Origin of the sequence: Companilactobacillus kimchii DSM 13961 = JCM 10707 (assembly GCF_001435445.1) — a bacterium.
GTDB classification, from domain to species: Bacteria; Bacillota; Bacilli; order Lactobacillales; family Lactobacillaceae; genus Companilactobacillus; species Companilactobacillus kimchii.
Genome location: NZ_AZDH01000014.1, coordinates 268,789 through 283,544 on the forward strand (window position 1 = coordinate 268,789; position 14,756 = coordinate 283,544).

Consider the following 14,756-nt stretch of genomic DNA (forward strand, 5'->3'; position numbering starts at 1 on the left):
CTCTATTCATCAGTTCCTAAAATACCGTTAATTTCTTGACTGTATAAATCTGCTTTTCCACCATAGACGGCTTGCAAGCCTCCACTGACATCTAATACGGCTGTAGCTCCCAAATCTTTTAACACCTTTTTATCAACCTTTGTATTATCGGCAACGGCAATACGTAATCTTGTAGCACAAGCCTCAACGCTTTGAATATTTTCAGCTCCACCTAATGCACCAATAATTTGTTGAGATTGATCATGTAGATTGGAATTTTTATCGGCTGACGATTTGTCCGTTGATGGTGATGTATCATCGTTTTCCATACCCGGAATTGCTACATGGAATTTTGTAATACAGAATCTAAATACCACGTAATATACGACAGCCCAAATTAATCCGAACCAAAGTACAGTAGGCCAATTTGTTTTATCTTTACCTTGTAAAACGCCAAACAATAAATAATCAATTAGTCCACCTGAGAAAGAATTACCAATTCTAATATTAAGAATATCTGCAAAATAGAATGATAAACCATCAAGAAAAGCGTGAATCACATATAGCCATGGAGCAACAAACAAGAAAGTATATTCAAGTGGCTCAGTAATACCTGTTAGAAACGATGTCAACCCACCACTTAGGTAAAGTCCACCATCCTTTTTTCTATTTTTCTTTGGTAAACAATGATACATAGCTAGGGCTGCTGCTGGCAGACCAAACATCATCGTGGCAAATCTCCCAGCAAAGAAACGTGTTCCATATGTAAATAAACCAACATGATTAGCATCTGCTAACTGTGCGAAGAAAATATTTTGAGCACCAACCACAGTATGCCCAGCAACAGTTGCAGTACCACCAAGTGATGTGTACCAAAATAGTGGATAAATTGTATGATGTAAACCAACGGCACCTAATAAACGTAGTAAGAAGCCATAGAAGAAAGTACCAATACTACCCATTTTGGCAATATTGTGACCTACTATTACTAGCCAACCTTGTACCGGTGGCCAAATCATAAAGAATAATGCTCCAATAAAAATTGCTGTAAAAGAAGTAATAATAGGAATAAATCTTGAACCACCGAAAAAGCCTAAAAATTGTGGCAATTCAATTTTACGATATCGGTTGTGAAGATAAGCAACCATACCACCAATCACAATTGAGCCAACTACACCAGTGTCAATTGTTGTTCCTTTTGGGGAAAACATTTGAATAAATCCAGCTATCGTAGCTGTATAAACTAAGAAAGAAACACCTGCAGCCAAACCAGCAGTTCCCTTATCACCATTCGCCAGTCCCACCGCAATACCAATAGCAAATATTAATGCAATATTATTGAAGACGGCGCTACCAGCAAAATTCATAATCTTTAGAATTGTTTGCAACCAAGGCATTGATAAGAATGGATATGCCTTAACAGCAGCGTCGTTAGTCAACGCACCACCTAAACCTAACAGAAGACCGGCTGCCGGTAAAATAGCTATCGGTAGCATGAAAGCTCTTCCTAACTGTGAGAATTTTTTAAACATTTTTATTTACCCCTTATTTTTAATTAAGTGCTGTAATAAATCTTTGAGCAATTTCCATTGGTCTTGTAATTGCCCCACCAACTACAATTCCTGTCGCTCCCATGTCTTGTATTTTTCTGGCTTGTTCTGGAGTATGAATCTTACCTTCAGCTATCACAGGCATCTTGGCATCAACATACGCTTTTATTAGATCTATATCAGGACCATCTTTCTTTTCACTTTCTTCTGTATATCCACTTAATGTCGTTCCGACAAAATCAACTCCAGCTTCATAGGCATTCTTACCTTCTTCAAAAATTGAAGTATCCGCCATTAATAACTGATCTGGATATTTTTCTTTAATTTCTTTGATAAATTCAGCAACAGTTTTACCATCATGACGCTTGCGTAAAGTGCAATCCAAAGCAATTACTGCTACTCCTGTTTCATGTAACTCATCAACTTCTTTCATAGTAGCTGTGATAAATGGTTTCTCTGGTAGATAATCTTTTTTTATAATTCCAATAATCGGTAAGTCAACTTCTTCTTGAATCTCTTTAATATCACGAATCGAGTTTGCTCTAATACCGACAGCTCCTGCACGTTTAGCTGCAATTGCCATTAAGGGCATGACCCCACCATTTTTTGTATAAAGTGGTTCTCCGGGAAGTGCCTGACAGGAAACAATCAAGCCGCCTTTAATTTGTTTTATAAAATCTTCTTTTTTCATTCTTCATTTTTCCTCCAAAATTAATTAATTTGGATTATATTCTCCAGAAAGAAATATAAAACATTATTCATGTTTTGTAAACCCTTTCTTTTTTAAGATTCTAAATAATCATCAGAAAATGTATAATTATCAAGAGAAATACAATTGGAGAATTTTCAAAATGAATATTGATAATTTAATTAAAGACAAATATGAAACACTAACTAAATCAGAAAAGAAAATCGCCCAATATATTATGAATAACAAGAAATCTATTATTTATGGGACAATGGAAACAATTAAAAAAAACGTCTCTGTGGGAGATGCCACAATAGTACGTTTTTCAAGAAAATTAGGTTTCTCTGGCTTTAACGATTTAAAGATTGATTTAGCTAAAACCGAATTGGAAGAAAGCAATATTGATTCCAGCCATGATTATTATGATGATATAGCCGACCGTTTGATTTCGACAATCAAGGATACTGCATCCCTTATAAATCCAAGCGATCTAAATAAAGCAATACAGTTAATCACAAATTGCCACAAACTTTATATTTTCGGAGTTGGACACAGTGGTGAAATTGGAAAAGATTTTTCTAAAATGCTATTAAGAATTGGATTAATCGTTCAAGCCGAAACAGACCCACATTTTCAATCACAAATGGCGGCCATGATGACAAATAATGACCTTGTTATTGGAATATCCCTATCTGGAGAAACTAAAGATACCTACGATTCACTCCAAATGGCGAAAAAAAGTGGTGCAAGCATCATTTCCATTACTAATAACAATCTTTCTTCCATTGCACAAATTAGCGATATAACGCTACGTACTTCAATTGAAGAATTCCTCAATGGTGGCTCTTTAGCTGGTCAACTATCGCAATTATATGTTTGTGAAGTTTTAATTCGTGGCTACGAAAGACAAAATGGTGTAGATGCAGTTTCTCTTCGTGAAAAAGCATTACGTTCAATTATGGATAAAAGATTAAACAACTAAAAAAGCCGACCATTTGGTCGACTTTTTATTTACTTATTAACATCAAAAACATATCCTTGTGGATAAAATTCTAAACGATAGGCTCGATAAACATAGGCTTTCGATGAAGCATTCTTAACTGTTACGTTGAAAACTTGATTACCGCTTGAATCAACTTCAATCACATTACTTTCAGCACCATTATTTTTATATCCGAAATCGACTAACGTATTCCCATTACTCTCACGTTCGGCGTAACCAATAATATTTGTGAAATTAGTTTTTCCCAGTGATTTTCCATACGCCCAAGTCTGATCTATTGTCATCTTCTTAGTATCAATATGATATTGAACCGCCTGTGAATACTTACCTGACGTTTTCTTATTACCATTAGTAACATCAACATTATTGTCATAAAGTAGGATGTTTTCACCATCCTTATCTTTACTCAATTGATAAAGTCCGTGCTGCCCACCAGTTATTGTCGTACCTTTAGTTGGCGTCAACAATTTACTGCGATACTTCTTAGGCCAACTCTTCTTCGATTTTCCACTGTAAATCCAAATGATCTTGTCAGTCTTATAATTCAGTTTCATAATCATATCCTGATTACGTCCTGAAATCATAATCGTATTATCTGACTTGTCATAATCAACGGCATTTTGATGGAACCAATCGATTTTCCCATCTGACCCAGCCTTATAATTTTTATACATTGAACTAGGTAGGATTTTCTTCAAGTCGATCACTTTAACTATTTTTCCAGTTTTATGTGAAATTTGAACCATCACATCTTCTTTATACTTAGAGCCGTCGTTCACGGTTGCTAAAATATCTTTATTAGGCAATTCCAAAAGGTCATGGTGAATCACCGTTGTTTCATCTTTAGCATTACCACTGTCATTAGATTTGACCTTATTATTAAAACTATATTCACGGTAAACTCGACCCAAAGCATCTGTCTCAATCAAGTCATTATAGACTGTTGAATCGACATTCTTCTTAGTTAAAATCAAAAAATGTCCATCATCAGTTTGTTCAATTGTATGTTGTGAGTAATTAGTTGAATACCATCTAACTTCTCCATCTGCATCAATGGCGAATGGTTCTTTAGTTGTACGATTCATCAAGGTTAGCTTATTGTCACCAATATCCATTTTTGATTTATCATTTTTGGAAACTACGATCTTGGCATTTTTAATATATTTAGGTAATTCTTCAGTTTGTAAATGCAAGACCTTTTGTTCCGTACTACCATCTTTATAAGTTACGGTTATTGTCACAGTATTATTATAGTCAGCATATAACCCAGCTATCGGAACTTGATGGGTCTTTTGATAACCTTTCACTTGATTAGTAATACTTGTTTTATCAGTCTTTCCTGAAACGGTATAGCTTATTTTAGCTGCTTTGTCAGTCTTGAAAATAACTAAAGCAGTTAACGGTGAATCCTTATAAGGGTTCACTTTCACGTACGGATCACTCAACGTATACGCTTTATTTTTAGTTGCGCTCTGATATTTTTTAGTTAATTTCTTCTGAGCATCCTCTCTCGTTGAAATCAGCTTAGAACCAATATTCTTTTTAATCTGTGTAGTCGATAAAACTTCTGAATTTTTTGAACCACTGGAACATCCCACTAATACTAGTAACATCAGTGGAATCAATCCCAACAAAAATAATTTCTTTCTCCTCATTTATAACTCCTCAATAAAAAAATCAATTTTCTCAACCGTTTTATCGTATAAAAAAAATGTTGATATTCCGCCAACATTTTTTGAAGATTTTGTGAAAACCCTATAACAGAACCTGCCAATCAGGATATTCGGTATCCTTAGTTTCAAATTTTCCCATCAAAAGATATTCCTTTGCTTTGAGAACTAAAGGAGAGCTATTACTGATACTCAATTCAGACAATGGTACCCAGACAGCACCCAACGAGTCTTGACCAATAAATTGTGTAACTGTAGCTTTTACTTCACCTTGATATTCTTCAATTAAATTAAAAACACAAATATGTTCATTCCACGTATATCTTTGATACTTCCAAGGAAATATGAAACTAACTGTACCCAATTGATGTGAGTCTGTAACTCTTAATCCAGTTTCTTCAGCGATCTCTCTAATAACGGTATTTTCCAAAGGTTCTCCCTCGTTCATACTTCCACCAGGTAAATCATAACGATTAATATATGGACCACCATTTTTTTTAATCACCAACAATTTTTCTGATTCATGGATAATCCCGTATGATCCGAATGCAAAATGAAAAGTTTTACTGCTCATTTGTCCAAACCTCCCCTATCATTGAATAGAAAGTATTATTATAATAATATTAAATTAATTAGGATCTTATTCAAGGGGTAAATATTATGGCAGAAATTTCATCAGACGACTATTTCAAAATTGTTAAAAAAGTATGGGCAGGCGGAAAATTCAAAGACATGGGTGTCACAACCGGTAAGAAGTACATTCAAATGTACAATGAATTCATGCAAAATGTCGGTAACGGTCAAACGACTGAAATTGAAGAAAAATTCCATCCCGATGACTGTGAACTAATTGCTTCTACAAATGTTGACGAAGGACAAATGGTTATCATGTGTTCACAAGAAAAAAATGGTAAAACTTATCTAGAAACATTTTCAGCCATCACCGATGTTGATTTCTCAAATATGACACCTGTTGAAAGTGACTTTTATCATGAAATGATCCGCGCAGATACAGAAGGACGTATTAAAGAAATTTAGAGACCAACACACACCATTTAATCCAGTAACAACAAAAAGTAAGTTACTGGATATTTTTGTCCAAAGTAGTGGACAAAGTCCACCATTATGATATACTATTCTCAATCCAAATCAGGAGGTTCTTTCACTTGTTAGATCGAAATGAGATCACATCAATCCGTAGTTTCAACCGTAACTACACTAAATTACTGGGTATTCTTAATAAAAGGGTTTTAGATACGCCCCTTAGTTGGACTGAAGGTCGTATCATTCTAGAGATCTATTTCAATCAAGACAAAACCCCAATTGAAGTCGCTAATCACTTGAATCTTGATAAAAGTTACACTAGCCGTATTCTCAAACGTTTTGAAAAAAATGAATTACTCTATAAATCACCTTCATCTACCGATCTTCGTTCCAAAAAGATTCATTTAACCACTAAAGGAACAAAACTTGCCCAACAATTAGATGAACGCTCGGATCAACAAATAAAAGATTTATTAATCAATTTATCACCTCAACAGCAACAAGAATTCTATGAAGCTGTCGAAACAATAGACAAATTACTATTCAATAGAAAGTAGGCCTTTTCAATGTGGTATTCCAAAAGTTTTCCAGAATTGAGTACCAATGAACTTTTTGAAATTTTATATTTACGTACAAGAGTTTTCGTAGTTGACCAAAAGAGAGTCTATCAAGAAGTCGACGAACATGATCCCGAATCCATTCACGTATTTGATTTAGAAAATGGTCAAATTGTAGCTTATGCTAGAATCTTTAATCAGAATGAAAAAGTTACTTTCGGCCGAGTCCTCACTAACCCAGACTACCGTGGTCAAGGATTGGGAAATGAGCTGATGCAACATGTCTTTACTACAATTCAAAGGGACTTTCCCAAAAAAGAAGTCGAAATTGAAGCTCAAGTCCAAGTAGAAAAATTCTATCAAAAATTTCATTTCCAAACGCAAGGTGCACCTTTTTTGTTCAACCATACACCTCATTTAAAAATGACCCATGAAATGATTGGTTAAAAAAATTCACTCATCAATTTGAGTGAATTTTTTATTGCGTTTAAACGTTTATTAATGAGACAGCTTTTTGCCATCCCCGAACTTTTTCATTGCATTCATTGACCGCCATTTTTGGTTCAAAACTACGATATTCAATAGCTTCTTGTAAAACATTTTCATCATAAAAATCCAATTGTAGTCCCGCTAAGAAGACTGCTCCTAAAACACTTAACTCTTCCACATTAGGGATCTTTAATACTGACTGTAACAAATCGCATTGAAATTGCATCAAATAATTATTAGAAGTAGCTCCACCATCGACTTTCAAAATATTAATTTGACCGCCAGTATCTTTTTTCATTAATTGCAAAATATCGTTGATTTGATAGGCAATACTCTCTAAGCCTGCTTTAACAACTTCATTCTTGCGGGTTTTACGAGTCATACCGACAATTGTTCCTGTCGCATCATCATTCCAGTAAGGTGCACCCAATCCAGTAAATGCTGGTACCAAATAAGTCTTGTCACTCTTATTAGCACGGTAGGCCATCTCTTCAGTTTCAGCACTGTGCTGAATCAAACCCAGATCATCTTTTAACCACTTGATAACTGCTCCAGAGTAGTTAACATTTCCTTCCAAAACATAATTCGATTGACCATTAATTTTCCAAGCAACAGATGTGATCAAACCGTTTGAGGACATGACTGGTTTAGAACCAATATTCATCATGATTGATGAACCAGTTCCATATGTGGATTTAACGTCGCCAAAATTAGTACATCTTTGACCAAATAAAGCTGCTTGGGAATCACCTAATACTCCATAAATAGGGATTTGATGATTCAAGATTCCTTCAAAATCAGTCATCCCAAATTTAGCATTTGAATCAACTATTTTGGCTAAATATGATCTCTTTAAATCAAAAATTTTTAATAGATCATCATCCCAATCGCCACTCTTTAGATTCATAAGTTGTGTTCTGGAGGCATTAGAAGGTTCAGTTTTAAAACTTTGGCCCTTAGTTAATTGATAAATTAACCAACTATCAACCGTTCCCAGACACAAGTCACCCTTTTGGGCAGCTTCTTGAACTTCTGGAACATTCTCCAGTAGCCAAGTATATTTAGATGCCGTGAAATATGGTGATAAAGGCATACCTGTCTTTTGATAAATAGATTGTCCGACACCAGTTTTTTCAATTCTTTCACAGACATCTTTAGCACGTGAACATTGCCAAACAACTGATTCTGATAGAGGTTTACACGTAGACTTTGACCATGCTGTAGCTGTTTCCCTTTGATTAGTAATTCCTAAACCAACAATTTTTGTTGAATCAACTTTAGTATCATCTAGAATTTTTCTTATTAAAAACAAAATATTTTGGTAAATCTCACGTAAATCATGGCTGACCCAACCTTGCTTACTAATAATTTGCCGATGATTACGTGTTACTTTTCTTAAAATCTGACCATCTTGATCTACTAGAACCACTTTGGTACCTTGTGTACTCTGATCAATTCCCAACAAATACTTCATAATAATTTCTCCTCAAATTAAGAAATTGATTTTTCAACATTTTTGGCAATTCCGGCACCATCTAAGCCATAGTAACTAAAGACTTCATCTTGGGTACCAGCAATTGCAGGGGCATCTGGGAATCCTAAAATATGAAGTTTGGCACTGCCTGATGTAGCGACTACTTCAGCCACAGCTGAACCAATACCATTGTAAATACTGTGTTCTTCAATTGTATAAATATCAGAAAATTCATTACTGATCTTACTCAATAATTCCGTATCCAATGGTTTCAAGCTAACCAAGTCAACAACTGTAGCTTTGATACCTTGTTTTTCAAGTAAATCTGCGGCTTTCAACGCTTCAGGAACTGTTTCTCCCATAGCTACCAACGCAATATCCTTACCATTTCTTAAAACATTAGCTTTACCCGGTTTTACAAAAGCCTCTTCAGGATTGTCGTAACAATTGTTCAAAGCTTTCTTACCAATTCTGATATAGGCTGGTTTATCTGATTTAACTAAATACTTAAACAAACCAATTGTTTGATATTGATCACAAGGCATATAGACTTCCAAATTTGGAATGGCTCTAGTGATTGCCAAATCTTGTAGAGAATGGTGAGTACTTCCCAAGACACTATAGGAATTACCACCACTGATACCTAGCAATTTAACATTAGTATTAGAGTAAGAAACATCCACTTTAACTTGTTCGATACTTCTCATTGTCAAAAAAGCGGCTGGCGATACGGCGAATGGACGTTTACCACTGTGAGCTAATCCAGCACTAATTGTGACAAGATCTTGTTCAGCAATACCGACTTCGACAATTTGCTTAGGCAACTCTTTGGCAAAAGGAACCAAAGAACCTGAACCTCTAGAATCACTAGTTAGAACAACAATATCAGAATCCTTCTTCCCAGCATCTACTAATTGTTCACAAATTACTTCTCCAACTTTACGTGCTTTTTCCTCTGACATTATTTTCTTTCCTCCAATTCCTTATCAAATACATCTAAGGCTTCTTTATATTGTTCTTCAGTTGGTACTTTGCGGTGCCATTCGGCCTTGTTCTCTGCGAATGAAACACCGCAACCTTTAACCGTGTCAGCCAAAATCAAAGTAGGTTTATTTTGAATTGGCTTCAAATCAAAAGCATCAACCAATTGCGACATGTCATTACCATCAATTTCAACGACGTTCCAACCAAAAGCTTCATACTTAGCCTTCAAAGGTTCACTATTCATAACATCCCTTGTCTTACCAGTGATTTGAAGACCATTATGATCAATGATAGCTGTTAAATTATCAAGTTTGAAACTTCCAGCTGCCATGGCTGCTTCCCAAACAGAACCTTCTGCTTGTTCACCGTCACCCATCAAAACGTAAGTATGATAATCTTTGTCATCCATCTTGGCTGCTTTAGCGATTCCGACACTCAAAGCCAAACCATGTCCCAGTGAACCGGTATTCATTTCAATTCCTTTAATGTGATTATTAGGATGACCAATATATGGTGATTTGAATTGTGAATATGTTAGAAGATCTTCTTTAGGAAAATATCCCCGATCGGCCAAAATATTCAAAAGAATTTCTACAGCGTGACCCTTTGATTGAATGTAACGATCACGATCTTCATTCTTAAATGTTTCTGGAGTTTGATTGAGTACCTTATAGTAGAGAGCAACCAAAATATCTGTGCATGAAAGATCAGAACCGGTGTGCCCTGTCTTAGCACGATAAATCATTTCCCATGTCGCCTTTCTCATTTCAATAGCTTTCTTCTCTAATTGTTCGACATCCATAGTAATTTCTCCTTACAGTCAATTTCAGTAATCGCTTTCAAAATTTATACTAAACTGTTTATCTAAATTTTTCAATAGTTTAGTTGAACAAATTGTGTTTTCTAAAATAATCTAATTCATTTTAGATAGTATAAATCCCTTTAAAATAAGCACTTATAGGGGATAGTTCTATTTTTGTTTAGTTATTAGTTTTAATAAACTATTGAATATTAGTTAAATCAGCTTTATAGTTTAGTTGTGGAAACGCTTTCCAAATAATTAATTTATTAAATTAAGGGAGTAATTATTTATGAGTGTAGATAAAATCAAATTAGGTTTCGCACCTACTAGAAGAAATATTTTTTCAGCTGACGCTGCCATTGAATTCGCCAATTACACGCGTAAAAAGTTGGATGATATGGGAGTCGACTACGTTGATATTAAAGATGTTAATGATGACGGTCTTCTTTATGATGACGAAGGCATGAATAAGATTGCTAAGAAGTTCCAAGACGCTGACATTGATGGTTTGTTCTTAGCTAACGAAAATTTTGGTACTGAATATGAATGTGCCCGTTTAGCAAAGAAACTAAACGTTCCCGTTCTACTTTGGGGACCAAAAGATGAGGCACCTGCGGCAGATGGTTCACGTTTAAGAGATACTCAATGTGGTCTGTTTGCGATTGGAAAAGTTTTACGTCGCTTCCAAATTCCATTCACTTATGTTAAAAACTGTGATCTCGACGACCCTGCTTTTGAACAAGGTATCAATGATTTCATCAAAGTATGTAATGTCGTTAAGACTTTCAAAAATACTCGCATCCTACAAATTGGACCTCGTCCTTTCGACTTTTGGAGCACAATGGTTAATGAAGGTGAATTGTTAGAGAAGTTCAACATCTCACTCTCGCCTATCCCAATTACAGAACTAGTAGAAAAGATTCATGAATTGATCGACAAGAAAGATTCTGAAATTGCGGAAACTGAAAAGACTTTGAATTCTGTCGCTGATGTTCAGATTTCTGATAAAGATTTGCAAATGGTTGCTGCACTTAAAGTTGCTATTAAGAGATTAGCTAAAGCCTATGGATGTAATTCTGCCGCAATCCAATGTTGGACTGCTCTTCAAGACGAAATCGGCATTCTTCCATACGCTTCCGAATCATTACTTCAAGACGAAGGTTTACCTGTAACTTGTGAAACTGATATTCATGGTGTCATCTCTGAATTATTAGTTCAAGCTGCAACTATGGGCGATCATCGAGCTATCTTTGCTGATGTTAACTGTCGTCATCCAGAAAATCCTAATGGTGAATTACTACAACACTTGGGTGTCTTCCCATATTCAACTGCCAAAAACAAACCTACCTTGCCAAAATCACACTTTGTTTTCGACTACCCAGGGTCAGTAGGCTTCCAAGCTCAAGATGGTAACTATACTCTTTGTCGTTTCGATGGCGATAATGGTAAGTACTCAATGTTAATGGGTAATGCTAAAACTTGTGAAGGACCATATGAACAAGGTACTTATATTTGGTTACAATTTGCTAACCTCAACCGTTTCGAAACTAAACTAGTTTATGGACCATATATCCATCACATGGCTGCTGTTCGTGACGACGTTGTGCCTGTTCTCTACGAAGCATGTAAGTATTTAGGCGTTACACCTGACTTCTATGATCCTATTGAAGATGATGTTAAGGCTTATCTTCGTGGTGACACTTCTTCAATTATTAAATAATTCAGTACGCAAAAAGGGTGATGTATTCTATTAAAAATACATCATCCTTTTTATTTCGAAAAAAAAGCCAAACCATTTCTGATTTGACTTCTTCAAATAAATTAACTACAATTCTTGACCATTTGATTCAATAACTTTTTGATACCAGTAGAATGACTTCTTCTTGTATCTGTCCATATTACCATTTCCATCATCATCTAAATCAACATAGATAAAGCCGTAACGTTTGGACATCTCACCTGTAGAAGCACTAACTAAATCAATGCACCCCCATGGAGTGTAACCCATCAAATCAACACCATCGTCAATTGCACCAGCCATTGCTTGAATATGTTGTTTCAAGTAATCGATACGGTAATCATCTTCAATGTTGTGGTTTGCATCTGGTTTATCGATAGCACCCAAACCATTTTCAACAATAAATAGTGGTTTTTGATAACGATCGTATAATTGATTCAAAGCAATTCTTAAACCAGTTGGATCAATTTGCCAGCCCCAATCGCTTGCCTTAAGGAATGGATTCTTAACACCACCTAGCAAGTTTCCACTAACTGTATCATTATCTTTCTTAGTAGTTTCAACTGCTGAAGACATGTAATAACTGAAACCAATGTAATCAACTGGATATTTCTTGATCAATTCCAATTCTTCATCAGTTCTGTCCAAATCAGAAATCTTCAAACCATATTCAGCCAACAATCTCTTTGTATAGCTTGGATATTGACCACGAACTTGAACATCGCCGCAGAAGAAATTGAAATCTTGGTTTTGTTGCAAAGTAGCCAATTGGTTAACTGGATTTGCATCATAACTATAAGTTGTAGCGTACAGAATCATACAACCAATTTGTAGATTTGGATCCAATTCATGACCAATCTTAACAGCTTTAGCACTAGAAACAAATTGGTTATGCCATGCTTGGAAGACGTTCCTCTTGTCGTTAGCACCATTTGAAGGAACTAGGCCCTGACCCATAACTGGGAAATGAGCAGCACTGTTGATCTCATTGAAAGTCATCCAGTACTTAACCTTCTTGTAGTAACGTGTCAAAACAACTTTGGCAAATCTTTCAAAAAATGCGATTAACTTCTTATTCTTCCAACCACCATAATTTTTAGCTAAATTTAATGGCAATTCATAATGTGAGATAGTAATCACCGGTTCAATATTGTACTTCAAACATTCATCAATTACTTGATCATAAAATTCCAATCCTTTTTCGTTTGGCTCAGTTTCGTCACCATTTGGAAAAATTCTTGACCAAGCAATAGAGAAACGATAGCACTTAAAACCCATTTCTGAGAATAATTTGATATCCTCTTTGAAGCGATGATAGTAGTCGATACCAACATGATTAGGATACTTATATTTACTTTCATCAATTGTCCAATCAAATTCAGGACTTTGAACAATTTGGAATCTCTCTTTGCCACCAGGTAAAGCGTCCGCAATAGATAGACCACGTCCACCTTCCTTATAGCCACCCTCTAATTGGTTAGCAGCTGTAGCGCCACCCCACAAGAAATCCTTTGGAAATTCTGTCATTAGATTCACCTCAAAATAAATTATTTAATTAAATGATACCGCAAATGGCTTATTTCTGTAAACGCTTTACTAAACAAATCGCACTATTTTACTTAAAATATCAAGATAATTTTTGCAATAAATTTTCTAATTTAGTATTATTTTAGATGATAGGAGGTCATCTCATGACAGTAAAAATGGATGACATTGCTCGTCTTGCTAACGTTTCTAAATCAGCCGTTTCATTGGCTTTAAATGGTAAAGATGGTGTTAGTCAAGAAACACGAGATAAAATTTTTGAAGTAGTAAATAAATATGGCTATAAGCCACTAAGAAAAAATACTAAAAATACAGAAAAAACTATTACCAGTATTAATTTTCTAGTAATCAAAGCGTCTGGTCTAGTCAGTGGCAATTATCGTTCGCTTCCTTTCTTTGACAGTCTAATTTCCTCACTTTCTGAGAAAGTTAGTGAAAATGGCGGTAGCTTGAAAATTATAACAACAGATAGTGAATCTTTATCTCAAACATTAGATGAAATAAAAAAAGATCAAAGTAATGGAACAATCGTTTTAGGTACCGATTTAAACGCTGCTCAAGCAGAACTTATAAATCAAAAATTAAACAGTGTTATTTTCGTTGATACCTATTTTGATGAACTTACTGCTGACTTCGTTACCATGGATAATTATCAAGGTGCTTTGTTGGCTGGTAAATATATTATCAACAAGGGATATAAAGATATTGGTTACTTTGCTTCGGACAAAATAATTTCAAACTTCACCGAACGTAGGCGAGGATTCCGCGATGCCTTAAAATCTGCACATATTAAAATCAAGAATAATCATTTCTATTCAGTATCCCCAACAGAACTAAATCCCAAAGGATTAGATATTGAGGATATAATTAATAAAGGATTGCCTCAAGTGATTTTTTGTGAAGATGATTATATTGCAATTCGATTGATTAAAGCTGCCCAACAAAAGAGCATTAAAGTACCTAAACAACTAGCCGTTATTGGTTTTGATGATATTTACGAAAGCTCCCTGATTAGCCCAGAATTGACAACCATCCATGTTCCTGTTGACCAAATGGCTGAACAAGCTTTATTCCAATTAAGAAGAAGCTTATTTACATCGAACTGGTTTCCACAAAAGACACTTGTATCTACTCAATTAATTAAAAGAGATTCAATTTAATATAAAAAGAGACTTCCAATTGAAGTGCAATAAAAAAGTTAGACATTTTTATAGGTTTTAAAAAATCATGGAT

Annotated in this window: 14 protein-coding genes; 6 read left to right on the forward strand and 8 right to left on the reverse strand. The window is 35.1% G+C overall.

Going from position 1 to position 14,756, the window contains the following annotated elements; all coding sequences use genetic code 11:
* Positions 1–2: 2 nt before the first annotated feature.
* Together FC97_RS06810 and FC97_RS06815 are read right to left on the reverse strand one after the other, a co-directional pair.
* Positions 3–1,511: a PTS transporter subunit EIIC gene (locus FC97_RS06810; protein WP_054642370.1), complete on the reverse strand. Its 1,509-nt coding sequence runs from the start codon at positions 1,509–1,511 to the stop codon at positions 3–5.
* Between the two features lie 19 nt (positions 1,512–1,530).
* Positions 1,531–2,220 carry an N-acetylmannosamine-6-phosphate 2-epimerase gene (locus FC97_RS06815; protein ID WP_054642369.1) on the reverse strand — a complete coding sequence of 230 codons (690 nt, stop codon included), beginning with the start codon at positions 2,218–2,220 and terminating at the stop codon, positions 1,531–1,533.
* 160 nt (positions 2,221–2,380) lie between these two features.
* On the opposite strand from FC97_RS06815, the gene FC97_RS06820 reads away from it, so the two are divergent.
* The gene (locus FC97_RS06820) at positions 2,381–3,199 is read left to right on the forward strand and encodes a MurR/RpiR family transcriptional regulator (protein WP_054642368.1); all 819 of its coding nucleotides are present in this window, start codon (positions 2,381–2,383) and stop codon (positions 3,197–3,199) included.
* Between the two features lie 29 nt (positions 3,200–3,228).
* Here the strand turns inward: FC97_RS06820 and FC97_RS06825 are convergent, their stop codons facing one another.
* The gene (locus tag FC97_RS06825) at positions 3,229–4,875 is read right to left on the reverse strand and encodes an aryl-sulfate sulfotransferase (protein WP_143442707.1); all 1,647 of its coding nucleotides are present in this window, start codon (positions 4,873–4,875) and stop codon (positions 3,229–3,231) included.
* A gap of 100 nt (positions 4,876–4,975) precedes the next feature.
* Complete coding sequence (locus tag FC97_RS06830) at positions 4,976–5,464, reverse strand: NUDIX hydrolase (protein ID WP_056967971.1); 489 nt, start codon at positions 5,462–5,464, stop codon at positions 4,976–4,978.
* An 86-nt stretch (positions 5,465–5,550) separates the two neighbouring features.
* Here FC97_RS06830 and FC97_RS06835 point away from each other — a divergent pair, with 86 nt between their 5' ends.
* The 3 genes from FC97_RS06835 to FC97_RS06845 all read left to right on the forward strand — a co-directional run bounded on the left by FC97_RS06835 (position 5,551) and on the right by FC97_RS06845 (position 6,938).
* Positions 5,551–5,928 carry a hypothetical protein gene (locus tag FC97_RS06835; protein ID WP_054642367.1) on the forward strand — a complete coding sequence of 126 codons (378 nt, stop codon included), beginning with the start codon at positions 5,551–5,553 and terminating at the stop codon, positions 5,926–5,928.
* A 128-nt stretch (positions 5,929–6,056) separates the two neighbouring features.
* Positions 6,057–6,491 (forward strand): MarR family winged helix-turn-helix transcriptional regulator, encoded by a 435-nt coding sequence (locus FC97_RS06840; protein WP_054642366.1) that lies wholly within the window; start codon positions 6,057–6,059, stop codon positions 6,489–6,491.
* Positions 6,492–6,500: 9 nt separating this feature from the next.
* Complete coding sequence (locus FC97_RS06845; protein ID WP_054642365.1) at positions 6,501–6,938, forward strand: GNAT family N-acetyltransferase; 438 nt, start codon at positions 6,501–6,503, stop codon at positions 6,936–6,938.
* Between the two features lie 40 nt (positions 6,939–6,978).
* Here the strand turns inward: FC97_RS06845 and FC97_RS06850 are convergent, their stop codons facing one another.
* Genes FC97_RS06850 through FC97_RS06860 form a run of 3 tightly spaced genes read right to left on the reverse strand, consistent with a single transcriptional unit; the run spans position 6,979 to position 10,240 of the window.
* A complete protein-coding gene (locus FC97_RS06850; protein WP_054642364.1) occupies positions 6,979–8,454 on the reverse strand; it encodes an FGGY-family carbohydrate kinase in 1,476 nt (491 codons plus the stop codon).
* A gap of 17 nt (positions 8,455–8,471) precedes the next feature.
* Complete coding sequence (locus FC97_RS06855) at positions 8,472–9,416, reverse strand: transketolase family protein (RefSeq protein WP_054642363.1); 945 nt, start codon at positions 9,414–9,416, stop codon at positions 8,472–8,474.
* A complete protein-coding gene (locus tag FC97_RS06860) occupies positions 9,416–10,240 on the reverse strand; it encodes a transketolase (protein ID WP_054642362.1) in 825 nt (274 codons plus the stop codon). The genes FC97_RS06855 and FC97_RS06860 overlap by 1 nt, the downstream gene beginning before the upstream one ends.
* Positions 10,241–10,529: 289 nt before the next feature.
* On the opposite strand from FC97_RS06860, the gene FC97_RS06865 reads away from it, so the two are divergent.
* Complete coding sequence (locus FC97_RS06865) at positions 10,530–11,960, forward strand: L-fucose/L-arabinose isomerase family protein (protein WP_054642361.1); 1,431 nt, start codon at positions 10,530–10,532, stop codon at positions 11,958–11,960.
* 105 nt (positions 11,961–12,065) lie between these two features.
* Here FC97_RS06865 and FC97_RS06870 read toward each other — a convergent pair whose 3' ends face one another.
* Positions 12,066–13,505 carry a glycoside hydrolase family 1 protein gene (locus FC97_RS06870; protein ID WP_056967973.1) on the reverse strand — a complete coding sequence of 480 codons (1,440 nt, stop codon included), beginning with the start codon at positions 13,503–13,505 and terminating at the stop codon, positions 12,066–12,068.
* A gap of 164 nt (positions 13,506–13,669) precedes the next feature.
* Here FC97_RS06870 and FC97_RS06875 point away from each other — a divergent pair, with 164 nt between their 5' ends.
* Complete coding sequence (locus FC97_RS06875; RefSeq protein ID WP_054642360.1) at positions 13,670–14,683, forward strand: LacI family DNA-binding transcriptional regulator; 1,014 nt, start codon at positions 13,670–13,672, stop codon at positions 14,681–14,683.
* Positions 14,684–14,756 lie beyond the last annotated feature (73 nt).